This is a genomic window from Nonomuraea sp. NPDC050786, from assembly GCF_040654115.1.
In the GTDB taxonomy this organism is placed as follows: Bacteria; Actinomycetota; Actinomycetes; order Streptosporangiales; family Streptosporangiaceae; genus Nonomuraea.
The window spans coordinates 143431-163914 of sequence record NZ_JBFAHJ010000001.1; the positions used below are offsets into that span (position 1 = coordinate 143431).

Annotated in this window: 27 protein-coding genes; 13 read left to right on the forward strand and 14 right to left on the reverse strand. The window is 69.9% G+C overall.

The genetic code is table 11. From position 1 onward, the window contains the following. Positions 1-28: 28 nt before the first annotated feature. On the reverse strand, positions 29-415 hold the full coding sequence (locus AB0H84_RS00820) for a PPOX class F420-dependent oxidoreductase (protein ID WP_357596082.1): 387 nt from the start codon (positions 413-415) through the stop codon (positions 29-31). Positions 416-468: 53 nt separating this feature from the next. On the opposite strand from AB0H84_RS00820, the gene AB0H84_RS00825 reads away from it, so the two are divergent. Beyond that, entirely contained in the window at positions 469-1491 is a 1023-nt protein-coding gene (locus tag AB0H84_RS00825; protein ID WP_357596085.1) for a DUF2637 domain-containing protein, read from the forward strand. Positions 1492-1545: 54 nt separating this feature from the next. Here the strand turns inward: AB0H84_RS00825 and AB0H84_RS00830 are convergent, their stop codons facing one another. From AB0H84_RS00830 to AB0H84_RS00845, 4 genes are all read right to left on the reverse strand, one after another. Further along, complete coding sequence (locus AB0H84_RS00830) at positions 1546-1815, reverse strand: GlsB/YeaQ/YmgE family stress response membrane protein (protein ID WP_357596087.1); 270 nt, start codon at positions 1813-1815, stop codon at positions 1546-1548. A 97-nt stretch (positions 1816-1912) separates the two neighbouring features. Continuing rightward, on the reverse strand, positions 1913-2200 hold the full coding sequence (locus AB0H84_RS00835) for a GlsB/YeaQ/YmgE family stress response membrane protein (RefSeq protein ID WP_344997812.1): 288 nt from the start codon (positions 2198-2200) through the stop codon (positions 1913-1915). 184 nt (positions 2201-2384) lie between these two features. Continuing rightward, positions 2385-2855: a 2-C-methyl-D-erythritol 2,4-cyclodiphosphate synthase gene (ispF, locus tag AB0H84_RS00840; protein WP_357596090.1), complete on the reverse strand. Its 471-nt coding sequence runs from the start codon at positions 2853-2855 to the stop codon at positions 2385-2387. A gap of 17 nt (positions 2856-2872) precedes the next feature. Then, positions 2873-3355: a CarD family transcriptional regulator gene (locus AB0H84_RS00845; RefSeq protein WP_043624891.1), complete on the reverse strand. Its 483-nt coding sequence runs from the start codon at positions 3353-3355 to the stop codon at positions 2873-2875. A gap of 275 nt (positions 3356-3630) precedes the next feature. Between AB0H84_RS00845 and AB0H84_RS00850 the strand changes: the two genes are divergently transcribed. Further along, positions 3631-4212: a copper chaperone PCu(A)C gene (locus AB0H84_RS00850; RefSeq protein ID WP_357596092.1), complete on the forward strand. Its 582-nt coding sequence runs from the start codon at positions 3631-3633 to the stop codon at positions 4210-4212. Between the two features lie 52 nt (positions 4213-4264). Here the strand turns inward: AB0H84_RS00850 and AB0H84_RS00855 are convergent, their stop codons facing one another. Together AB0H84_RS00855 and AB0H84_RS00860 are read right to left on the reverse strand one after the other, a co-directional pair. Continuing rightward, entirely contained in the window at positions 4265-4957 is a 693-nt protein-coding gene (locus AB0H84_RS00855; protein ID WP_357596095.1) for a response regulator transcription factor, read from the reverse strand. Then, positions 4954-6135: an ATP-binding protein gene (locus AB0H84_RS00860; protein WP_357596098.1), complete on the reverse strand. Its 1182-nt coding sequence runs from the start codon at positions 6133-6135 to the stop codon at positions 4954-4956. Before AB0H84_RS00860 ends, AB0H84_RS00855 begins: the two co-directional genes overlap by 4 nt. A gap of 123 nt (positions 6136-6258) precedes the next feature. Between AB0H84_RS00860 and phoU the strand changes: the two genes are divergently transcribed. The 3 genes from phoU to AB0H84_RS00875 all read left to right on the forward strand — a co-directional run bounded on the left by phoU (position 6259) and on the right by AB0H84_RS00875 (position 8336). After that, positions 6259-6903 (forward strand): phosphate signaling complex protein PhoU, encoded by a 645-nt coding sequence (phoU, locus tag AB0H84_RS00865; RefSeq protein WP_357596101.1) that lies wholly within the window; start codon positions 6259-6261, stop codon positions 6901-6903. Between the two features lie 291 nt (positions 6904-7194). Then, positions 7195-7470 (forward strand): hypothetical protein, encoded by a 276-nt coding sequence (locus tag AB0H84_RS00870; RefSeq protein ID WP_357596104.1) that lies wholly within the window; start codon positions 7195-7197, stop codon positions 7468-7470. A 152-nt stretch (positions 7471-7622) separates the two neighbouring features. Continuing rightward, a complete protein-coding gene (locus tag AB0H84_RS00875) occupies positions 7623-8336 on the forward strand; it encodes an alpha/beta hydrolase (protein WP_357596107.1) in 714 nt (237 codons plus the stop codon). Between the two features lie 138 nt (positions 8337-8474). On the opposite strand, the gene AB0H84_RS00880 is transcribed toward AB0H84_RS00875, so the two are convergent. Genes AB0H84_RS00880 through mshA form a run of 3 tightly spaced genes read right to left on the reverse strand, consistent with a single transcriptional unit; the run spans position 8475 to position 11066 of the window. Next, a complete protein-coding gene (locus tag AB0H84_RS00880) occupies positions 8475-9218 on the reverse strand; it encodes a phosphoglyceromutase (RefSeq protein ID WP_357596110.1) in 744 nt (247 codons plus the stop codon). A gap of 51 nt (positions 9219-9269) precedes the next feature. Continuing rightward, positions 9270-9749 (reverse strand): YbjN domain-containing protein, encoded by a 480-nt coding sequence (locus tag AB0H84_RS00885; protein ID WP_344997841.1) that lies wholly within the window; start codon positions 9747-9749, stop codon positions 9270-9272. 39 nt (positions 9750-9788) lie between these two features. Beyond that, positions 9789-11066: a D-inositol-3-phosphate glycosyltransferase gene (gene mshA / locus AB0H84_RS00890; protein ID WP_357596113.1), complete on the reverse strand. Its 1278-nt coding sequence runs from the start codon at positions 11064-11066 to the stop codon at positions 9789-9791. Between the two features lie 178 nt (positions 11067-11244). Here mshA and AB0H84_RS00895 point away from each other — a divergent pair, with 178 nt between their 5' ends. Both AB0H84_RS00895 and AB0H84_RS00900 read left to right on the forward strand, forming a co-directional pair. After that, positions 11245-11988, forward strand: a complete 744-nt coding sequence (locus AB0H84_RS00895; RefSeq protein WP_357596116.1) for an SDR family NAD(P)-dependent oxidoreductase — start codon at positions 11245-11247, stop codon at positions 11986-11988. Then, the gene (locus AB0H84_RS00900; RefSeq protein ID WP_357596119.1) at positions 11981-12811 is read left to right on the forward strand and encodes a class I SAM-dependent methyltransferase; all 831 of its coding nucleotides are present in this window, start codon (positions 11981-11983) and stop codon (positions 12809-12811) included. The genes AB0H84_RS00895 and AB0H84_RS00900 overlap by 8 nt, the downstream gene beginning before the upstream one ends. Positions 12812-12882: 71 nt before the next feature. Here AB0H84_RS00900 and AB0H84_RS00905 read toward each other — a convergent pair whose 3' ends face one another. From AB0H84_RS00905 to AB0H84_RS00915, 3 genes are read right to left on the reverse strand one after another with little or no spacing between them, the layout of a single operon-like run. Beyond that, the gene (locus tag AB0H84_RS00905) at positions 12883-13386 is read right to left on the reverse strand and encodes an O-acetyl-ADP-ribose deacetylase (protein ID WP_357596122.1); all 504 of its coding nucleotides are present in this window, start codon (positions 13384-13386) and stop codon (positions 12883-12885) included. Between the two features lie 16 nt (positions 13387-13402). Further along, positions 13403-15229 (reverse strand): cytochrome c oxidase assembly protein, encoded by a 1827-nt coding sequence (locus AB0H84_RS00910; RefSeq protein ID WP_357596125.1) that lies wholly within the window; start codon positions 15227-15229, stop codon positions 13403-13405. Positions 15230-15233: 4 nt separating this feature from the next. Continuing rightward, positions 15234-15767, reverse strand: coding sequence for a DUF305 domain-containing protein (locus AB0H84_RS00915; protein WP_357596128.1), 534 nt, complete (start codon positions 15765-15767; stop codon positions 15234-15236). A gap of 123 nt (positions 15768-15890) precedes the next feature. On the opposite strand from AB0H84_RS00915, the gene AB0H84_RS00920 reads away from it, so the two are divergent. The 6 genes from AB0H84_RS00920 to AB0H84_RS00945 all read left to right on the forward strand — a co-directional run bounded on the left by AB0H84_RS00920 (position 15891) and on the right by AB0H84_RS00945 (position 19391). Further along, on the forward strand, positions 15891-16247 hold the full coding sequence (locus tag AB0H84_RS00920) for a BlaI/MecI/CopY family transcriptional regulator (RefSeq protein WP_357596131.1): 357 nt from the start codon (positions 15891-15893) through the stop codon (positions 16245-16247). Continuing rightward, positions 16244-17149, forward strand: coding sequence for a M56 family metallopeptidase (locus tag AB0H84_RS00925; RefSeq protein WP_357596134.1), 906 nt, complete (start codon positions 16244-16246; stop codon positions 17147-17149). Before AB0H84_RS00920 ends, AB0H84_RS00925 begins: the two co-directional genes overlap by 4 nt. Positions 17150-17209: 60 nt before the next feature. Further along, positions 17210-17701 (forward strand): helix-turn-helix domain-containing protein, encoded by a 492-nt coding sequence (locus AB0H84_RS00930; RefSeq protein WP_357596137.1) that lies wholly within the window; start codon positions 17210-17212, stop codon positions 17699-17701. A 3-nt stretch (positions 17702-17704) separates the two neighbouring features. Beyond that, entirely contained in the window at positions 17705-18121 is a 417-nt protein-coding gene (locus AB0H84_RS00935; RefSeq protein WP_357596140.1) for a hypothetical protein, read from the forward strand. 119 nt (positions 18122-18240) lie between these two features. Further along, complete coding sequence (locus AB0H84_RS00940; RefSeq protein ID WP_357596143.1) at positions 18241-18606, forward strand: DUF2516 family protein; 366 nt, start codon at positions 18241-18243, stop codon at positions 18604-18606. Between the two features lie 50 nt (positions 18607-18656). Further along, entirely contained in the window at positions 18657-19391 is a 735-nt protein-coding gene (locus AB0H84_RS00945) for an alanyl-tRNA editing protein (protein ID WP_357596145.1), read from the forward strand. Between the two features lie 87 nt (positions 19392-19478). Here AB0H84_RS00945 and AB0H84_RS00950 read toward each other — a convergent pair whose 3' ends face one another. Next, positions 19479-20390 carry a TetR/AcrR family transcriptional regulator C-terminal domain-containing protein gene (locus tag AB0H84_RS00950; protein WP_357596147.1) on the reverse strand — a complete coding sequence of 304 codons (912 nt, stop codon included), beginning with the start codon at positions 20388-20390 and terminating at the stop codon, positions 19479-19481. Between the last annotated feature and the right edge of the window lie 94 nt (positions 20391-20484).

Below are 20484 nucleotides of genomic sequence, written 5' to 3' on the forward strand. Positions count from 1 at the left end.
CGATAAATCCGGCCGTCACGCCGATAAATCAGCCGCGCAACGTGACCCTGTCCGGCGAGATCCGTACGATGAGCCGCTCCGTGCCCGGCTTGTCCTCCCATGGCAGCCCTCGGTACTTCTGCGAGAGCTCCTGGATGAGCGAGCCCTCAGGGTCGTCCGCCATGGTCACGCGCCCGCGTATCTCCACATACCTGTACGGATTGTCCGGGTCGATGACGAGCAGGCTCGCCCGCGGGTCCCGTTCGAAATTCCGCGGCTTCCTGCGCCCCTTCACGGTCGAGAAGAGCACGTCGTCGCCGTCCGTACGCACCCACACCACGGTCGACTGCGGCCCGCCGTCAGGGTTGATGCTGGTCACGGTCGCATAATTCGGTGCGTCCAGGAGTTTGCGCACTTCTTCCGACAGCTCGGCCATGTATCTCCCTTGATCGATCCTGGCCCCCATTCTTCTGTAGGCTCGAAACCGCCATGGACGTGACTCCCCCCTCTACGCTCCGCCGCCTGGGCATCGCCCTGGCCGGGCTCGCGGTCGCCGCCCTCACCGGGGCCGCGTGCGCGCTCTCGTTCGACGACCTGCGCGCGCTGGCCATCGCCGGCGAGGCCAGGCAGGACCTCGCCTTCCTCTATCCGGCGGCCTTCGACGCCCTCCTGGTGGTCGCGCTGATCGACGTGCTGCTGCTGCGCTCGGCCCGGCTGCTGGTACGCGTGCAGGCGGCCTCCGTGCTGGTCGTGCTCATCGCGGCGGCCGCGGCGGCGAATGTGGCGACGGCGGTGCGGTTCGGGTTCGACGCGCGGCAGACGGCCGTCGGCGTGGCGCTGGCGCCCTGGATCATGCTGGCCGTGGCCCTGTGGCTCTGGCTGCTGCTGATCAAGCACGTGCAGTCGCATCGGTACGAGGTGGCCGCCCACACCGCGGTGGAGCAGGACATCGTCCCCTTCCCCACGGATCGTCCCGCGGACCCGATCCGGCCCGCCGACCCGATTCCCGCGGACCCGATCCGGCCCGCCGACCCGATCACCCCCGCGGACCCGATCCGGCCAGCCGACCCCATCCGGCCCGCCGACCCCATCCGGCCACCCGAGCCGATCCGGCCCGCTGAGACGCCGCCGCCACCACCGGTGCAGGAAACCCCGGCGGAGGTCGCGGAGACGCCGGTGGCGGCGCAGGTGGCCGAGTGGCCCGTTCGGGGCGAGGAGGAGCCGCGCCCGCGTCCCGTGCGCTGGGGCGACCGGGTCAAGCCGACCGACGTCCTGGTCCACCCGCGCCACGACGACAGGGACGCCGACACGCAGCCGCACCCCGTCGTGACGGACGACGCGCCCGACCCGAAGCACGGCCCTGAGCTGGCCGAGGCGGAGGAGCGGGACGACGAGACAACAGACGAGTCGGAGGACACGGCCCCCCACCCCGTCATCCACGACGACGACCCGCCGGCGCCTTCGGGGCGCCTGCGCAGCACCCCGCGGCCCCCGGCCGATCCGGAAGACTGACATGAAAGGGGCCCGCCCGGGACATATGTCCCGGGCGGGCCCGATCTATCCCGTCTAGACCCTCGAGCCGCGTCGGAGTCCGGCCACCAGGCCGACGCCGACGATTGCGAGCACCACCTGCATCACCAGCTCGATCCAGTCGATGCCAGGCGTCGTCTCCACCCCGAGCACCTGCGCGAGCGCCGTGCCCAACAGGGCTGCCACGATGCCGACGACGACGGTGAGGACCCACCCGATGGCCTGCCTACCCGGAAGCAGCAGACGGCCGATTGCGCCAATCACGGCGCCAATCACGATGGCGCCAAGGATGGACTCGATTGTCATGACTCGAAACCTCCCCGCGAGAGTGAACGGTTCACTCTCACGGGGAGGTCGCTACCCGATCTACCGGGATTATGCGCAGAATTGAAGAATGCGCAGGTCAAGTGGGTGTTCCGCGAGTACGGCCGGTGCGTCCGGGGCCCATGCGCGTCACGAGGAGCACGCCGATGACCGCCAGCACGAGCTGAAGTATGTGCTCGATCCAGTCGATCCCGCGCGTGTCGGCCACCCCGGTCGCCTGGGCGATCAGCGTGCCGAGCAGAGCGGCCACGATGCCGACGATGAGCGTCAGGCCGATGGACATGTTCTGCTTGCCAGGCACGATCAACCTGGCGAGGGCACCGACGATCGCGCCGATGACTACTGCGGAAACGATCGCTCCGATCATGTGTAGCTCCCCCCGAGACGTTCACATGTCTTGGTGGGACATCTACCCTCTGAGCAGGCAAGCAACCAGAGGAAGGCGGCGGCCCGTACCGCGCCAGTGACGAACCGCCGCCTCCGGATTCAGCGGGCCGGACGACGGCCCGCCGGGACACCCTCACGCATCCGTACGTAAAGACGCCCGGCGTTCAGGAAAGGTTGACCACCAGGGCCGTCGCGAAGGCCGCGATGCCCTCTCCGCGCCCCGTCAGGCCGAGCCCGTCAGTGGTGGTGGCCGACACGCTCACAGGCGCGCCCACGGCGGCGCTGAGCGCCTTCTCGGCCTCCGTACGGCGCGGCGCGAGCCTGGGCCGGTTGCCGATCACCTGGATGGCCACATTGCCGATCTCGTAGCCCGCGGCACGCACCTGGCGCGCGGTCTCTTCCAGCAGCGCGACGCCCGAGGCGCCCGCCCATCGTGGATCGGCGGTCCCGAACAGCTGCCCGAGATCGCCCAGACCGGCGGCCGACAGCAGCGCGTCACACGCGGCGTGCGCGGCCGCGTCGCCGTCCGAATGGCCCTCGAGCCCGGTCTCGCCCGGCCAGTGCAGGCCGGCGAGGTTGAGCTCCCGCCCCGAGGCTCCTGAAGCGAACGGGTGGACGTCGACTCCGACGCCCACCCGTGGAAGATGTGTGTTCAGGAGTTGAGAACCTCGTCGAGCAGGGCCTCAGCCTTGTCCTCGTTGGTCTTCTCCGCCAGGGCGAGCTCGCTGACCAGAATCTGGCGTGCCTTGGCGAGCATGCGCTTCTCGCCTGCGGACAGCCCGCGCTCGCGGTCTCTCCGCCACAGGTCCCGAACCACCTCGGCGACCTTGTTCACATCGCCGGAGGCGAGCTTCTCCAGATTGGCCTTGTAGCGACGAGACCAGTTGGTGGGCTCTTCCGTGTGCGGCATACGCAGGACATCGAAAACCCGCTCAAGGCCCTCTTGGCCGACAACATCGCGCACACCGACGAGTTCTGCGTTTTCGGCTGGCACCTGGACGGTAAGGTCGCCCTTGTCGACCTTGAGCACCAGGTAGGTCTTTTCCTCACCCTTGATGGATCGCTTCGTGATTGCTTCGATCCGAGCAGCCCCATGGTGGGGGTAGACGACAGTGTCGCCGACCTGGAAAGTCATGTGACAAGTACCCCTTCCGCTGTACTCCAGGGTACCACGCATCCACAGCCTCCCGGAACAGTGAAATCATCATAACTGCAGGTCAAGGCCTCATATTAGGGCTTGACAAGCGCTCAACTCTATGAATCGCATTTGCGGACATAGCGAATGACCTGCAGGGGTGTGGATATGACCATGGATTGGGGTGGATATGGTGGGCGCTGCACATCACGCATGCGTGCCACCTCCGCATAGCGCATGCGAGAGCCCTCCGCAAGACCAAGGAGAACCCGCCCGTGACCAGCCGTCGCTGGATTGTCGTAGCCGCCGCGTTCTTGGCAGCCCCCGTGCTCGCGGGCTGCGGGGCAGGATTCGACGCCAACACCAACAAGCCGTACGCGCCCAACGAGGCAGGGGTACTGATCCAGAACGGTGCTTACGGCACGCGCGGCATTCAGATTCCCCAGGCGTTCATCCTCGGCCCCGACTCCGGTGCGCAGCTCGCCTGGCGCGGCTCGGCCCCGATCTACCTGAACATCCTCAACACCGCCAACACGCCCGACACCCTCGAGGCGGTCAACGCGGGCAGCATGGGGACGGCGAAGGTCACGGCCCCGATCCAGCTCCCGAGCAACCAGCTGGTGAACACCGGCAAGCCCACCCCTCAGATCATGCTCGAGGCGATCCCCAAGAGCCTCAGGGGCGGCGAGAGCATCAAGTTGGACCTCCAGTTCGCCAACGCCGGGATCGTGTCCCTGAACGTCCCTGTGGTCACGCGCAGCCGTGAGTTCAAGGACTACCCCGCGGCCCCCAACGCCACGCCGGCCGCCACCCCCACGCCGACGCCTTCCGCCAGCGCTTCCGAAGAAGCCCACTGACACGCCAGAACCCTTGTTCCGGTACGCAACCCGTACCGGAACAAGGGTTCTCTCATTCCTCGGTGGCGTCGAACTTGTAGCCCAGGCCCCGCACGGTGAGGATGCAGCGCGGGTTGGACGGGTCAGACTCGATCTTGGCGCGCAGGCGCTTGACGTGGACGTCGAGGGTCTTGGTGTCGCCCACGTAGTCGGCGCCCCAGACGCGGTCGATGAGCTGCCCCCGGGTCAGGACACGCCCCGCGTTGCGCAACAGCACCTCCAGGAGCTCGAACTCCTTCAGCGGCAGCTGCACCTGCTCACCGCGTACGGCGACGACGTGCCTGTCCACGTCCATGCGCACCGGGCCCACGGCCAGCACCGCGGTCTCCAGCTCCTCCATCACGTCGCCCTGACGGCGCAGCACCGCGCGGATACGGGCCACCAGCTCGCGCGAGGAGAACGGCTTGGTGACGTAGTCATCGGCGCCCAGCTCGAGGCCCACCACCTTGTCGATCTCGCTGTCCTTGGCCGTCAGCATGATGACCGGCACCTTGGAGCGCTGCCTGAGGGAGCGGCACACCTCCGTGCCGGGCAGACCCGGCAGCATCAGGTCCAGCAGCACCAGATCGGCGCCGTTGCGGTCGAACGTGTCGAGCGCCTCGGGCCCGGTCGCGGCGACCGACACCTCGAAGCCCTCTTTCCGGAGCATGTAGGACAGGGCGTCGGAGAAGGACTCCTCGTCCTCGACGACGAGTACGCGTGTCATTTAGCTGTCTCCAGGGGAATCGAGGGTGGTACTGCCACCGCCGTGCCGCCGAAGGCGGGCAGGCGGAGGGTGAAGGTGGAGCCGGAGCCTTCCTTGCTCCAGACTGACACCTCGCCGGCGTGCGCGGCGGCGACGTGCTTGACGATGGCCAGGCCGAGGCCCGTGCCCCCGGTCGCGCGTGACCTGGCCGCGTCGACGCGGAAGAAGCGCTCGAAGATCCGCTCGAGCGCCTCCTCGGGGATGCCGATGCCCTGGTCGCTGACGCTGATCTCCACCGAGTCGCCCGCCGGCCGCACGCTGACCACGACCCTCGTGTGGTCGGGGCTGTACGCGACGGCGTTGTCGATGAGGTTGCGCAGGGCGGTGACAAGCAGCTCGTCGTCGCCCCAGACGCGCAGGCCCTCGACGCCCCCCGTGACGAGCGCGATGTCCTTGGCGGCGGCCTTGGTGTTGCAGTGGTCGATGGCGTCGTGGACGGCCTCGTCGATCGAGACCTGGCCAGGGGTGGGGATGGGCTCGGCGCCCTGGATCCTGCTGAGTGTGATCAAGTCCTGGATGAGGTAGTTGAGGCGGGCGGCCTCGTGCTGCATCCGCCCGGCGAAGCGGCCGACCGCCTCGGGGTCGTCGGCGGCGTCCTGGATGGTCTCGGCCAGCAGGCTCATCGCGCCGACGGGGGTCTTCAGCTCGTGGCTGACGTTCGCGACGAAGTCACGGCGTACGGCCTCGACCCTGCGCCGCTCGGTCTGGTCCTCGGCGAGCACCAGCACCAGACCGTGGGAGCCGAGCGGGGCCACGCGCACGGCGAAGTTGGTGGTCTCCTGGCCGAATTTGTGGCCGGCGACGTCGATCTCGCTCTCGCGGATCTCGCCGTCCCTGCGTACCTGCCTGGCCAGCGCCAGCAACTCGGCGGCCATCAGCCGGTCACCCTTGACCAGCCCGAACGCCCGCGCGGCCGAGCTCGCGCGCAGCACCTTGTCGTGCGCGTCGAGCACCACGGCGGACGAGGGCAGCACGGCCAGCACGGATGCCACGCCCTGCGGCAGCGCCGCACCGCTCTCGACCGGGTCCGGCCCTCCGGCACGCCTGGGAGCCTCGATCTGGTTTCGGTAGAACAGGACCGCCAGGGCGCCCACGACGAACCCGGCCAGGGCTGCGAAGCTCATGGCCATCTCACTCATATCTCCGATGGTAGGTGGCGTTTTCCCAGGCATAACCCCCCTGATCAGCTGATGAACGGCCTTTCCTGGAAAGTTCATCTGGCGGTAGAGGTTCGTTCATCAGCGGGCACGTACGGTGGCCACATGCGCGACGCGTACCATGAGGAACTCGATTCACTGACCGACAAGCTGGTCGAGATGACCAGGCTCGTCCGTTCGGCCATTTCACGAGCCACGACGGCCCTGCTCGACTCGGACCTCCAGCTGGCCGAGAGCGTCATTTCCCGGGACGAGGAAGTGAACGCCATCTTCGCCGAGGTCGAGAGCTCGATCTTCGACCTGATGGCCAGGCAGCAGCCGGTGGCGGTGGACCTGCGGATGGTCATCACGGCGCTGCGCATGGGCACCGACCTGGAACGCATGGGCGACCTCGCCGTCCACGTGGCCAAGGTGGCCCGGCTCCGCCACCCTGAGTCGGCGATCCCGGCCGAGGTGCGCTCGACGATCCTGGAGATGGGGCAGATCGCGGAGAACCTCGTCACCAAGACCGGCAGCTGCATCGCTTCGCGGGACGTGGACCTGGCCCTGGAGCTGGACCAGGACGACGACGCGATGGACCGGCTGCACCGGAGGCTGTTCAGGAACATCCTGTCCAAGGACTGGGAGCACGGTGTCGAGCCGGCGATCGACATCACGTTGATCGGGCGCTACTACGAGCGGTACGCGGATCACGCGGTGCGGGTGGCCGCCGACGTCGTCTACCTGGTCACGGGGTCCCGTCCCAGCTGAGAAGCACGGCCTTCCACCCGACCGGCGCTTCGCGCCCGGGGTTCCAGACAGCGCCTCCCAGGGGGCTTGCCGCCCCCTCCAACCCCCGAAAGGCGCGGTCTTCGCAGGTGAGACGCGCCCTGTCCTGGGTCCTCTCCGCATCCAATGGCGGATCCCGATCGCGAACAGGAGATCGCGGACGCCCCGGGTCTGGCGAGGGAAGCCGTGCCGGTCCACCGAGCGGCCAGGGCCAGCTGATCCTCAGACCACTCACGAGACAGGTACCTTCCTGGCAAGGGAGGGACGACACAGATGAGCGACCACGCCGAGAAGACCGGCCGGTGCTATGCGTGCAAGCGCACATTCGCCTTCGACCCTAAAGAGGTCATGACCGTCCTGATCGATCCCGAGACCCGCATGCCGCCCGGGATCACGGTCCTGGGCTCTCTTCGCCCGGCCAAGCCGGAAGCCGTGGCCAGGTCGGTTGACGAGCCGATCTGCCCTGACTGCGTGGCCAAGGCGAAGCAGTACAGGGAGCAGAGCGGATCGGGTCGCTCCTGGGGAAGCCGGCCGCCGAGCAGCAATTGAGGCTCGTCGTTCCGGCCGGTTCCATGGAGCCACCCTGACCGGGGGCCGCTCGACGCCAGGATGTGCGCGCCGCAGCTATAAGCACTAGTTATCGATTTCAGAAGAACCAGCTGTTTGTCTTCTACTTCTCGCATCCGTCAAGATGGCTCCAGATGAGTGAAGGAGAGATGGTCATGGCGACGTTCGTGCTGGTGCCCGGGGCTTTTCACGGCGCATGGTGGTTCGAGCCGCTGGCGCGACGGCTCGTTGCCGAGGGGCACGACGCCCGCGCGGCGGAGCTCACCGGCGTCGGGGAGCGGGTGCACCTGTCGTCCGGAACGGTCAACCTGGACACCCACATCCAGGACGTGGTGAACGTCATCGAGTACGCGGACCTGACGGACGTCGTCCTCGTGGCGCACAGCTACGGTGGCATGGTCATCACCGGCGCGGCCGACCGGCTGGCCGACTCCGGACGCGTTCGCGCGCTCGTCTATCTGGACGCCTTCGTCCCGCAGGACGGCGATTCGGTGTGGACGCTGAGCCCGCAGGTCTGGCGCGACCGCTATGTGGCGGGCGTCGGCGCGGACGGCTTCTCGATGGCCCCGCCGCCGTTCCTCACCGAGCCGCGCGTGACGTCACAGCCCCTCGCCACCATGCTCCAGAGCATCGCGCTCACCGGCGCGTCCGACAAGATCGAACACCGCCACTACGTCTACATGAGCGCGTACGAGGGCACCCCGTTCACCCAGTTCCGCGACCGGCTGAGCGCCGAACCGTCCTGGACCGTCCACTCCCTGCCCTTCGGGCACAACGTCATGTCGCAGTGCCCTGACGAGATCCACGCCCTCCTCCTCGACGTCGCGATCCGCGTGACGACCGGGTGAGGACCGTCCCCTCCTGCCGATCAACGGCAACGGGAGGCCGGGAGCCCGGCATCCCGATACGGACGGCCTCGCCGGGCCCGAGGGCGTCACGATCTCGGGCCGAGGCGCGGACGATAGGGGAAGGCCGTGCTTTTGGGGTCAGCGGCCCTGGTTGGCCACGGCCTCGATGGCGGCCTTGGCGGCATCCGGGTCCAGGTATTCGCCGCCGGGCCGCCGAGGCTGGAAGTCCGCGTCCAGCTCGTACAGCAGCGGAATGCCCGTCGGGATGTTGAGCCCCGCGATCTCCTCGTCGCCGATGCCGTCCAGGTGCTTGACCAGGGCCCTCAAGGAGTTGCCGTGGGCCGCCACCAGGACCGTGCGGCCCGCCGCCAGGTCGGGGACGATCTCGTCGTACCAGTACGGGAGCATGCGGTCGACCACGTCCTTGAGGCACTCCGTACGGGGCATCAGCTCCGAGGGGAGCAGGGCGTAGCGGGGGTCGCCGGCCTGGGAGTATTCGTCGCCGTCCGCGATCGGGGGCGGCGGCACGTCGTACGAGCGGCGCCAGAGCATGAACTGCTCGTCGCCGAACTCCTCGCGCGTCTGCGCCTTGTTCTTGCCCTGGAGGGCGCCGTAGTGGCGCTCGTTGAGGCGCCAGCTGCGCTTGACCGGCAGCCAGGCCAGGTCGGCCTCACCCAGCGCCAGCTGGGCCGTCTGGATGGCCCTGGTGAGCAGGCTGGTGTGGACGACGTCCGGGCGCAGCCCGCTGTCCTGGAGGAGCTTGCCGCCGCGGCGGGCCTCGTCCTCGCCCTTGGCCGAGAGGGTCACGTCCACCCAGCCGGTGAACAGGCCCTTCGCGTTCCAGTCACTCTCGCCGTGCCTAAGCAGCACCAAAGTCGCCATGTCGCCAATCCTATGGTTACCGGAGTCGGGGGCGGTTCTGTGGATCAATCGTCAACGCTGGGGGTCGGCGAAGCGGGCGAACGCCTGCAGGTTGGCGAGCGACTCGCCCCGCTTGGCCCGCCACTCCCACTCCCGCCTGATCGAGGACGCGAAGCCGAGCTCCAGCGCCCGGTCGAACCAGTCGTCGGAGTAGGTCAGCACGCACCCCAGCAGCCGGTCCACCTCGTCCTGCGTGATGGCGGCCAGCGGCACCCGTCCCACCAGGTAGACGTCCCCGACGGGGTCGAGCGAGAAGTGCACCCCGTACATCGAGCCGTTCTTGCCGAGCAGCCAGCGGTAGAACTCGGTGTGGTTCTCGTCGGGCTGGCGGCAGAAGAACGCCTCGACGTGCAGCGCCTGCTCCCCCACGATCAACCAGGTCATGGTGGCGAGCTTGTGCTGGCCGGGCAGTTTGACCAGGAACGCCCCCGGCCGCGGCTCGTCGTAGGAGACGTCCGCGGCCTTGAGCGCGGCTTCGACGACATCGCGCATGCCGACCAGGATAGAGGCCGCCAGAACAAAAGTACGGAGCTAGAAGTTCAGGGCGACGGGCTTCTTGTGCATATGCGCGGCGGCGGCCGCGTACACCTCCGTCAGCCGGGTCGCGGTCGCCTGCCAGCCGAACGCGGCCGCATGCGTGCGGGCGCCCGCCGCCAGCGAGTCGCGCCAGCGCGGCGAGGTGACGAAGCGGCGCAGCGCCCGCGCCCAGTCCGCCGGGTCGTGGCCGTCCACGAGCAGCCCGGAGACACCGTCCCGTACGGCGGTGCGCAGCCCGCCCACGGCGGCGGCCACGACGGGCGTGCCGCACGCCTGCGACTCCAGCGCGACGAGGCCGAACGACTCGCTGTACGAGGGCACGACCGTCACCGAGGCCGCCCGGTACCAGTCGGCCAGTTCCTCCTGCGGGGCCGGGGGCACGAGGCGGACGACGTCCGGGATGCCGAGTTCTGTGGCCATCTCGGCGAGGAGGGACGGCCTGGCCAGGCCGTTGCCCGACGGGCCGCCGACGCAGGCCACGACCAGGCGGTCACGGAGCGACGGGTCGTCGATGAGCATCCGGGAGGCGGCGCGGAGCAGGACGTCCGGGGCCTTGAGCGGCTGGATGCGGCCGACGAAGAGGAGCACGTGGGCGTCCTGAGGCAGTCCGAGCCGGCGTCGGGCGGCGCCTTGCGAGGCGGGCTGGAAGACGGTCAGGTTGACGCCCGGGTTCACGACGGCGACGCGCTGCTCGTCGGCGCGGTACAGCTCGATGAGCTCGCGCGCCTCGTCGACGGTGTTGGCCACGAGGCGGTCGGCGATGTCCACGACCTGCTGCTCGCCGACCACGCGGGCCTGGGGCTCCGGCTTGTCGCCCTGGGCGAGGAGGAGGTTCTTGACCTTGGCCATGGTGTGCATGGTGTGCACGAGCGGCACGCCCCAGCGCTCCTTGGCCAGCCAGCCGACCTGGCCGGACAGCCAGTAGTGGGAGTGGATGACGTCGTAGCGGCCGGGGTCGTACATGGCCTCGGTGCGCAGCACCTCGGACAGGAACGCGCAGAGCTGGCTCGGGAGCTCGCTCCTGTCCATCTCCTCGTACGGGCCCGCGGTGAGGTGCCGTACGAGGACGCCCGGGGCGAGCTCGGCCACGGGCGGAAGGTCGCGGGCGGTGGCCCGGGTGAAGATCTCCACCTCCACGCCGAGCTGAGCGAGCCGTTTGGCGGACTCGACGATGTACACGTTCATGCCCCCGGCGTCGCCCGTTCCGGGCTGGTCCAGGGGCGATGTGTGCATGCTGATGGTCGCGACCCGGCTCACCCGTCGTCGCCTCACGCCACACCACCTCCAAGGTGAGTACAACCATCGAGATTTTTGCGACATTCCCGACATTGGGTCATAACTCGGTGTTCAGGACGGCCGTAGAGCCGGACCGTCGCGCCGAGGAGGTGAAGGGCCCAGGGCGCCTGAGGCGGGCATGGAGTGAGGGCGGGCGCCTGGCAGGATGAGGGGCATGCGGAGAACGGCTGTGGTGACCGGGGCGAGCAGTGGGATCGGCGAGGCGACCGCGCGGCGGCTCGCCGCCGAGGGTTACGAGGTGGTGGCGGGCGCGCGCAGGCGCGAGCGGCTGGAGAAGCTGGCCGCTGACGTGGCGTCGATCAGACCTGTGACGCTGGACGTGACCTCGCAGGAGTCGGTCGACGCGCTGGTGGACTCGCTCGACCGCTGCGACGTGCTGATCAACAACGCCGGCGGCGCCCTCGGCCTGGAATCGGTGGCGGAGGGGCGGCTGGACGACTGGCAGCGCATGTACGACGTCAACGTGCTCGGCTCCCTGCGCATGACCCAGGCGCTCGTCCCCAAGCTCGTCGAGTCGGGCGACGGCGTGCTCGTGATGATCACTTCGACGGCGGGCCTGGTGTCGTACGAGGGCGGGGGCGGCTACTGCGCGGCCAAGCACGCCCAGACCTCGATGGTCGAGACGCTCCGCCTGGAGCTGGTCGGGCAGCCGGTGCGGGTCGTGGAGATCGCGCCGGGCATGGTGCAGAGCGAGGGGTTCGCGGTCACCCGGTTCCGCGGCGACGAGGCGGCCGCCGCGAAGGTCTACGCGGGCGTGCCCGACCCGCTGAGCTCCGATGACGTGGCAGACGCGATCGCCTGGTGCGTGACCCGCCCCGCCCACGTGAACATCGACCGCATGGTCATCCGCCCGAGAGCCCAGGCCGCGCAGCACAAGGTGCACCGCGTCGGTGGCTAGAGCCGGTGGCGGGCGGCGCCGGACAGGGCGGGTGTCGTCACCGGTCGGCACGGTCACCCGGGGCACGACCGGGCACAACCGGCTGCGCCGCTCCGACCGGTGGGTCGTCGCCGTGCACGGCGGGCTGCTGCGGGCGGCGGACCGGCCGCTCGTGGTGGATCTCGGGTACGGCGCGTCGCACGCCACGACGCTGGAGCTGTTCACCCGGCTGCGCAGGGTGGCACCGGGGGTCGAGGTGGTCGGGATCGAGATCGATCCGGCCAGGGTGGCGGTGGCGAAGCCGTACGAGAGGGAGGGGTTGAGCTTCCGGCTGGGCGGCTTCGAGCTGCCCGTCTCGCGCCCGCCGACGCTGGTGCGGGCCTTCAACGTCCTCAGGCAGTACGGCGAGGCCGAGGCGTGGCACTACTGGGACGTGCTCAGGAGCGGGCTGGCGCCGGGCGGCGTCCTGGTCGAGGGGACGTCGTCCGAGAACGGGCGGCGGGCGATCTGGGTGGGGCTGTCGCCGGAAGGCCCCCGGACGATCACGTTCTCGGCGCGTTTCGACGCTTTCGAGCGGCCTTCGGACCTGGCCGACCGCCTGCCGAAGACCCTCATCCACCGGAACGTGCCCGGTGAGCGGATTCATGCGTTCCTGAGCGACTTCGACCACGCCTGGGCGATGAGCGCGCCCTACGGGGTTCATGGGCTGCGGCAGCGGTGGCTGGCCTCCGTGCGGGTGCTGTCCACGTCGTGGCCGGTGCCCGTGCTCCCGCCGCTGGGTGGCCCGGCCCGCTGGCGGCTCGGCGAGCTGACCCTCCCGTGGTCGGCCGTGGATCCCCGCTGAAGAGCGACGACTGAGCGACGACTGAGCCACGGCTGTCAGAGGCGGGCATCCCTGCTGAAGCGCCGCGCCTGTCAGAGGCGGGCCTCGAACGCGGCGTAGGCTGCGCTGTCGAACAGCACGAAACGGACGTCCGCCACGGACGTGTCCGCCTGCCGCACCGCGTCGAGCGCGATCCGCGCGGCGTCGTCCATGGGCCAGCCGTAGATGCCGGTCGAGATCGCGGGAAAGGCCACCGATCTGGCCCCCAGCGCGTCGGCCACCCGCAGCGACTCCCGATAGCAGGAGGCCAGCAGCTCCGAGCGGTCCTCCGACTTGGAGTAGACGGGCCCGACCGTGTGGATCACCCACCTCGCGGGCAGCCGCCCGGCCGTCGTGGCCACCGCCTGTCCAGTGGGCAGGCCCGTTCCGTAGTGACCGGCGCGCAGCCGCCTGCACTCCTCCAGGATCTCCGGCCCGCCGCGGCGGTGAATCGCGCCGTCCACTCCTCCGCCGCCCATGAGGGAGGAGTTGGCGGCGTTGACGACGGCGTCCGCGCGCTGCTCGGTGATGTCGCCGCGCACCAGCGTGATCTCCATCGCACCAAGCCTGCCATCATCGTCCCTCCCGTGCCGGCACCGGGCGCATGCGTACGGCCAGCAGGGCGAGCGCCGGCAGCGGGAGGAGCATGGACACGGCCCCGGCCAGGCGCTGGCCGGCGAGGACGCCGGGCGCTCCGGGAGGGGCCACGAGGGAGAGCCAGTCGGCCGCCACCGGGGGCCCGAGCAGCAGGAAAGCGCCGAGGGCGAGGTGGACCGCGGTCACGACGCCCAGCAGCCGGGCGCGGTCGGCCCACGGGACCGGGCCGGGCAGCGGGTCCACGGCTGCCACCACCCGGAACACGAGGAAGCCGATGCCGAGGAAGAGCAACTCGGTCACGAGGTGGGGGGCGTAGCCGGACAGGGACCAGGGAAGCCAGGGGGTGCCGTACAGGAGGAGGAAGGAGACGGGGTAGGCGGCCGCCAGCAGGACGGGACGGGCGAGCAGCCGGGGGCCGGTGCGGTCGCGCCGGAAGGCCCTGGCGGCGAGGGTGAGCGGGGCGCCCAGGCTGAGCAGGAGCGGGGCGACGACGGTGAGCACGGTGTGCTGGAGCGCCTGCGCCGGCAGCATCGCCCGCGAGTAGCTCCCCGCCCCGCCGAGCAGCGCCCACGCCGCCAGCGCCAGACCCGCGTGCCAGGCGAGCGCGTGGCCGGCCGGCCACGGAGCGGCCCTGCGGGCGCCCACGACGTACGCCGCCGCGGGCAGTGCCAGGAGCAGCAGGACGGTCGGGTCCAGGCGGACCTCGGTGATCAGCGCTCCGGGGGTGAAGGGGGCGAGCGCGTACTCCAGCGCGAGTTGCCCGTGGCCGCCGCCGCTGCCCGGAGGCGGCGGGGTACGCGACAGGCCGACGGCCAGCCCGATGGCCGCCACCATCACGGCCACCTCTCCGGCCGCCAGCCGGACGAAGGTCCGGCGTACCGTGCGGTCGGCGACGCCCACGACCGTGCGGCGGCGGTGGCGCCGGCCGAACAGGCCGAGGATCGCGAGCACGGCGACCTTGGCCAGGAGGAGCAGCCCGTAGTCGCTCCGCCAGAGGTCGGAGGGCGCGCTGAGCCGTACCCACGCGCCGGCCACGCCGGAGACGGCCACCGCCGCGAAGCAGCACAGCGCGAGCGTGCTGAACCGGGGCAGCACCACGGCCAGGTGGTCGGAGCGGCGGAAATGGATGAGCACCGCGGCCAGCCCGCCGATCCACACCGAGACCGGCACCAGGTGCGACATCAGGGCGGAGACGGCGATGTCGTGATCGCCCGCGGAGGCGGCGTGCCCCACGTAGGCCGGCGGCAGCAGCCCGAACACGGCGGCCCCCAGCCGGATCCCCGCCGGCAGCCGGGCCGCCGCGACCACCGTGGCGGCCAGGACCACGAGCAGGGCCTGGGTCTGCGGGATGGACGTGCCGAACTCCAGCAGGTCGGGAGCGGCGAGCAGGTCCCCGACGGGCAGCGGGATGAGGTTCGACAGGGTCAGGACGTAGCTGAGCGCGGTGAACAGCGCCCAGCCCAGTGCCCACCGCCCCGCCGCGCGCCGGCAGGCCGCCGACTCGGGCGCGGCGGCGGGGGCCAGGAGGGCCGCCGTGAGCGTGCCGACGCAGCCGACCGCGCACAGGTCGTAGCAGAAGCGGGCCAGCGGCAGGCCCCACGCGGTGACCGGCCCCGCGGTGGGCAGCCCGGGGATCTCCGGCCGCACGGCCCCGCCGAACCGCAGGACGGCGAGGAGCACCACGGCACCCGCGGCCACCGCCGCACCCGCGTAGACCGGGACCGCCCTGAACGGGAAGGCCCTTGCCGTGGCCGCGCGCTCGATCGGAGTGGCCGCGCGCTCGATCGGATACGTCCTGGCCATGGTTTCAGCCCGCGCGCTCGGCGATCTCGGCCAGCTCGGCCTTCTGCGCCTGGATGACCTTGCCGGCCAGCTCCAGCGTGGGCCCGTGCCGGCCCGCCTTGCGCACCTCTTCGGCCATCATGACCCCGTGCTCCAGGTGCCCGGAGAGCGCCTTCAGCCACTGCCGGTCGAACTCGGCCCCGGCCTTCAGCTCCGAGCCCATCCGGGCGGTCGGCTCCGGCGGCAGCGGCTCCCGCCAGGAGCGCAGCCACGACGACATCATCTCGATGTCCGCCTTCTCCTCGGGGATGAGCTTCTTGCTCAGCTCGCGGACGTACGAGCTTTTGCCCCGTTCCGCCGCCACCTCGGCCAGCTGGATCGTCTGCTGGTGGTGGGCGATCATCTCCTGGCTGAAGACCACGTCCGCCTTGACGTGGTCCGCCGATGTGCCCGCCGATGTGCCCGCCGATGTCCCCGCCGATGTCCCCGCCGACGTGCCCGCCGACGTGTCCGCCGCCGCGGCGCATCCCGCCGCCAGCACGAGGCCGAGCAGCGCCATAGTTGCCGTGCTCCAACGCATGCCTGGAGATACGCGGGGCGCCGGAGGAGGGTTCAGCCGACGTGGCGGGGTTCACACGCCCCGAATGCCAGCTCGACAGGTTGTAGAGCTACCCTGAAGGACGTGAAGGGTCTTGGCGAGCTTGAGCGCAGCATCATGGACATCCTCTGGGCGGAGAACAGCCCGCTGACCGCCCGCGAAGTCGGCCGGCTCATCGCCGACCGCGACCTTGCCCCCACCACGGTGATGACCGTGCTCGACCGCCTCACCCGTAAGGGCTTCCTTGAGCGCACCCGTGACGGGCGCGCATGGAGATATGAACCGGCCGAAAGCCGCGACGCGTACATCGCCGAGCTTATGCTTGAAGCCTTGGACATGACGGGCGACCGATCGGCCGCCCTGACCCGCTTCGCCCAGGCCGTGTCAGGGCCCGAGGCGGAGATCCTGCTCAGAGCCCTTACGGAGCTGGAGGAAGAGTGATCACGGCAGCGGTGCTGGCAGCGCTCGCCACGGCGTGCGCGGTCGGCTCCTGGCGTTTCACCTCGGCCCGGTGGACCTCACGGGCTCCGCGGCTGGCCATCATCGTCTGGCAGTCCCTGGGCGTGGCCTGGGGCCTGGCCACCACCGGCGCCATGCTCGCCTACGCGCTCCAGCCGTACGGCGTGGGGGTGCTGCCGGGGCTGGTCGCGTTCGCGCAGGGAGAGACGCCTTCGGAGGCGTGGGACCCGCTGCACGTGCTGGCCCTCATCGCGGGGCTCACCGCGCTGACCGTGCTGATCGCGGTGCTCCTCACGGCCGGCGTGCAGGCGCTTCGGGCGCGGCGGCGGCACCGCATGCTGCTCGCCCTGATCTCCCACGACGATCCCGGCGTGCCCGGCGTGCGGGTGCTCGACCACCCCGGCGCCGCCGCGTACTGCGTGCCGGGCCTGCGCTCGCAGGTCGTGGTGAGCGAGGGCGCGCTCAAGCTGCTGTCCGAGGACGAGCTGGAGGCCGTGCTCGCGCACGAGGCCGCGCATGTACGCGAGCGGCACGACCTGGTGCTGCTGCCGTTCGCCGCGCTGCGCAGGGCGCTGCCCTGGTCCAAGGTGGTGGCCGACGCGCAGGCGCAGGTGGAGCTGCTCATCGAGATGGCCGCCGACGACCGCGCCCGGCGCTACTGCTCGCCGCGCAGGCTGGCGACGGCACTGCTCAGGTTCGGTACGGCGGGCGCCATGCCGACGCCCCACGGCATGATCGGCGTGCACGCCCAGAACGTCATGGCCAGGGTCGACCGCCTGATCAAGCCGGGTCCTGAGCTGGCCACGTCGGCGCGCTACGCATACATCGCGCTCTCTGTGGGATTGGTCACCACGACGCCCTTCCTCTGGTTTCTCCAGCTCTGACGCTTGCTGGTGTTAGCCATCCTGCTTGCAACTGCAAGCAGGATGAGGCAGACTATGGGCATGGCACTACCCAAGGTCGGTTCGATCGGCGAATACATCCGCGAGCAGCGGCAGCAGGCGAAGATCTCGCTGCGCCAGCTTGCGGCGGCGGCAGGGGTCTCCAACCCCTACCTGAGCCAGATCGAGCGCGGGCTGCGCAAGCCGAGCGCGGAGATCCTCAACCAGATCGCCAAGGGTCTGCGCATCTCCTCGCAGGCGCTCTATGTGCAGGCGGGCCTCATCGAGGACCGCGAGCCGCCAAGTGACGTCATCACGGCAATAAGGGCCGACACGAATCTCACCGAGCGGCAACGCCAGGTGCTGATTGATATCTATGAGTCGTTCCGCAAGGAGAACCGCGCCGAAGGCGAGCAGACCTCCCAGAATGCTCACCCTCGGCGCGACTCCGCCACGGACGACGAACCGCTGCCGGAGGAGTTTCTCGCCGCTCTTGAGCCCTTTGCGGCGCCCTCCGGCAACGGCAACGTCACCCAGGAAACCAAGGAAGGTTAACCCATGACGCTCGCAACCGAGGTAAAGAAGCTCACCGAGTCCAAGCCGTTCTACGCCGTCGCGGGCGTCGGCGACTACGCCGTGGAGAAGCTGCGTGAGCTGCCCGAGCAGCTGCAGAAGCTGCAGTCGCGCCGCTCCGAGCTGGCCAAGGAGCTCCCGGTGCGCGCCCGCGCTTACGCCGACAAGGCCGAGGGCATCGCCAAGGACTTCCCCGAGAAGGCCCGCGAGTACGCCGACCAGATCACCACCAGGGCCACCGAGGTCTACGAGGACTTCGCCACGCGCGGCCGCAAGGTCGTCAGCAAGGCGAGCGGCACCGCCGCGCTCGAGCTCGAAGAGGTGTCCGAGGCCGCCGAGCCGCCCGTCGCCAAGCCGGTGACGCCGGTCAGGAAGCCCCGCACCACCAAGGCCAAGGCCTGATCTCATGGAAGGTCCGCCTCTTTCGGGAGGCGGGCCTTTCCGCTTTCGGGTGCCCGCCTGTCGGGGCTGCCTATTAGGCTGAAGCCGATTTCATCGCGGCGTTGTGCGGAGCCAACAACATGAATTTGATCAACGGTGTTCTCAACCTCCTCTTCCTGGTGCTCGCCGCCGTCATCTTCGGCATGTCGGTCTACTCGCTGGTGCACGCGCTCCGGGTGCCGACCGGCGCGTTCGTGTCGGCGGGCAAGCTGCAGAAGAACATCTGGTTGCTGATCCTGGCGCTGGCGACGTTGTTCTCCGCCGCGGGCGCGTGGAGCTATCTCAGTGCCTTCCTCTTCATCGGCGGCATCGAGTTCATCGGCCTGAGCGCCGTGGGCTTCTTCTCGATCCTGGCGGTCATCGCCGCCACGATCTACATCGTGGACGTCAAGCCGGCCGTGAAGGGCATGGGCCGGGGCAACAACGGGCCCTACGGCCCCTGGTGATCGCGCCGTCATCCACGAACGTCATCGCCTCGGGGCACTAGGCTGCCGGTATGACCAACGACCTGCACGGGCGCACCCAGCGGCTGGAACTGTCGGACCAGGGCCTACGCGACTTCGAGGCCGTCGTGCTGGACGCGACGCCTGACGGGATCGTGCTGAGCAGGTCGGCGTTCTATCCAGGTGGGGGCGGCCAGCCGGCGGATCACGGGGTGCTGATCTGGCAGGGCGTGGAGACCCGCATCGTGGGAGCGCGCAAAGGCGACGATCTGTACCTGATCCCGGCCGAGGGCGACCCGATCCCGCCCGCGGGCACCGTGGTCCGGGCGGCCGTGGCCGACGCGCGCCGCTCGGCCCTCATGCGTACGCACTCGGGGCTCCACGTGCTGTGCGGGGTGGTGTTCAGGGACTACGGCTGCCTCGTCACCGGCGGCAACATGGACGAGCTCAGCGCCCGGATGGACTTCAACCTGCCGGAGGTGCCTCCCGGGTTCAAGGAGGCCGTCGAGGACGCGTGCAACGCCGAGATCGCCGCCGACCGGCGCATCGACGTACGCGTGCTGCCCCGCAAGGAGGCCTTCGAGATCCCGGATATCATCCGCACGGCCACCAACCTGGTGCCGGAGAGCGTGCAGGACGTGCGCATCGTCGACATCGTGGGCCTCGACACCCAGGCCGACGGCGGCACCCACGTGGCCTCCACCAAGCAGATCGGGCACATCAAGGTCGCCAAGATCGAGAGCAAGGGGCGCGGTTTCCGGCGGCTGCGCATCCAGATCGCCGACTGAGCTCCCTTTCCGGGTGAGGAGGAGCGAGGGAGACCGCACTTCGGGTGCCGTCTTTCGGGGTGGGGAAGCCGTGCTTCGGGGGATGGGTCAGTCGATGACCTTGGACAGGCCGTCGAGCAGCGGGCCGAGCCCGAACTCGAAGAGCCGGTCGAGGTCGAGGTCGAAGTCGCCGGCCAGCTCGTCGACGACCTTCGCGAAGGCGGGATAGTCGTCCGACTCGGTGATCCGGCGCAGGTGCTCGTCCTGCTCGGCCATCCACTCGTCGGCGGTGATGCCCGTGGCGGCCTGGGCCCGCCGCTCCAGCTCGATGTTGGCGGCGATGCCCTGCACGTAGCTGTAGAGCAGGGTGTGCACGTGCATCTTGGCCGTGGCGTCGAGCCTCGTGTCCGCCAGCGCCGCCATGACCCACTCCGTGTGCCTGATCAGGCTGGCCGAGGGCAGCGGCCTGGTCAGTGACGTGACGCCGGCCATCCAGGGGTGCGCGCGGTAGCCCGCCCACTGCAGGCGGGCCGAGGCCTCCAGCCTGGCCCGCCAGCCGTCCGGGGGCTCCTCCGGCAGCGGGAACTCGTCGATGACGGCCTCTATCATCAGCAGCACCAGGTCGTCCTTGCCGCCTATGTGCCGGTAAAGGGACATGGTGGCCATGCCGAGCCGGTCGGCGACGCCGCGCATGGTGAGCTCGGAGAGCCCCTCGGCGTCGGCGATCTCGATGGCGGCCCGCACGATGCGCTCGCGAGTCATGTCACTTCCGGAAATTTCCGGATGGCGAGCGGCCGCCCGGCCCCCGCGCTGCTCCGCCACGACCGTCCCCACCCGGGGCTCCGCGACCACGACCCCCTCCTGGGCCAGGAGCGCGAGCGCCTTGGCGGCGGTGGCCAGCGCGACCTGCCAGTCCCTGGCGAGCTGCCTGGTCGAGGGCACCCGGTCACCCGGACGCAGCTTGCCGTCGGCTATGCGCCGCTTGATGTCGGCGACGATGCGGGCGTAGGGCGCTGTCACGCGAGCCTCCTGTACTAGTACAGATCCGCCCATCATACCCTTGTGACGTGCTGTCCGTACGACGTACATTCAGCGTACGACGTCAACAGACAGG

Excerpts from the sequence above, each read along its gene's own strand:
- AB0H84_RS00820 (WP_357596082.1), bottom strand. The coding sequence starts at position 415 with ATGGCCGAGCTGTCGGAAGAAGTGCGCAAACTCCTGGACGCACCGAAT.
- AB0H84_RS00825 (WP_357596085.1), top strand. The coding sequence starts at position 469 with ATGGACGTGACTCCCCCCTCTACGCTCCGCCGCCTGGGCATCGCCCTG.
- AB0H84_RS00830 (WP_357596087.1), bottom strand. The coding sequence starts at position 1,815 with ATGACAATCGAGTCCATCCTTGGCGCCATCGTGATTGGCGCCGTGATT.
- AB0H84_RS00835 (WP_344997812.1), bottom strand. The coding sequence starts at position 2,200 with ATGATCGGAGCGATCGTTTCCGCAGTAGTCATCGGCGCGATCGTCGGT.
- AB0H84_RS00845 (WP_043624891.1), bottom strand. The coding sequence starts at position 3,355 with ATGACTTTCCAGGTCGGCGACACTGTCGTCTACCCCCACCATGGGGCT.
- AB0H84_RS00855 (WP_357596095.1), bottom strand. The coding sequence starts at position 4,957 with ATGACACGCGTACTCGTCGTCGAGGACGAGGAGTCCTTCTCCGACGCC.
- AB0H84_RS00860 (WP_357596098.1), bottom strand. The coding sequence starts at position 6,135 with ATGAGTGAGATGGCCATGAGCTTCGCAGCCCTGGCCGGGTTCGTCGTG.
- phoU (WP_357596101.1), top strand. The coding sequence starts at position 6,259 with ATGCGCGACGCGTACCATGAGGAACTCGATTCACTGACCGACAAGCTG.
- AB0H84_RS00870 (WP_357596104.1), top strand. The coding sequence starts at position 7,195 with ATGAGCGACCACGCCGAGAAGACCGGCCGGTGCTATGCGTGCAAGCGC.
- AB0H84_RS00875 (WP_357596107.1), top strand. The coding sequence starts at position 7,623 with ATGAGTGAAGGAGAGATGGTCATGGCGACGTTCGTGCTGGTGCCCGGG.
- AB0H84_RS00880 (WP_357596110.1), bottom strand. The coding sequence starts at position 9,218 with ATGGCGACTTTGGTGCTGCTTAGGCACGGCGAGAGTGACTGGAACGCG.
- AB0H84_RS00885 (WP_344997841.1), bottom strand. The coding sequence starts at position 9,749 with ATGCGCGATGTCGTCGAAGCCGCGCTCAAGGCCGCGGACGTCTCCTAC.
- AB0H84_RS00895 (WP_357596116.1), top strand. The coding sequence starts at position 11,245 with ATGCGGAGAACGGCTGTGGTGACCGGGGCGAGCAGTGGGATCGGCGAG.
- AB0H84_RS00905 (WP_357596122.1), bottom strand. The coding sequence starts at position 13,386 with ATGGAGATCACGCTGGTGCGCGGCGACATCACCGAGCAGCGCGCGGAC.
- AB0H84_RS00910 (WP_357596125.1), bottom strand. The coding sequence starts at position 15,229 with ATGGCCAGGACGTATCCGATCGAGCGCGCGGCCACTCCGATCGAGCGC.
- AB0H84_RS00915 (WP_357596128.1), bottom strand. The coding sequence starts at position 15,767 with ATGGCGCTGCTCGGCCTCGTGCTGGCGGCGGGATGCGCCGCGGCGGCG.
- AB0H84_RS00930 (WP_357596137.1), top strand. The coding sequence starts at position 17,210 with ATGGCACTACCCAAGGTCGGTTCGATCGGCGAATACATCCGCGAGCAG.
- AB0H84_RS00935 (WP_357596140.1), top strand. The coding sequence starts at position 17,705 with ATGACGCTCGCAACCGAGGTAAAGAAGCTCACCGAGTCCAAGCCGTTC.
- AB0H84_RS00940 (WP_357596143.1), top strand. The coding sequence starts at position 18,241 with ATGAATTTGATCAACGGTGTTCTCAACCTCCTCTTCCTGGTGCTCGCC.
- AB0H84_RS00945 (WP_357596145.1), top strand. The coding sequence starts at position 18,657 with ATGACCAACGACCTGCACGGGCGCACCCAGCGGCTGGAACTGTCGGAC.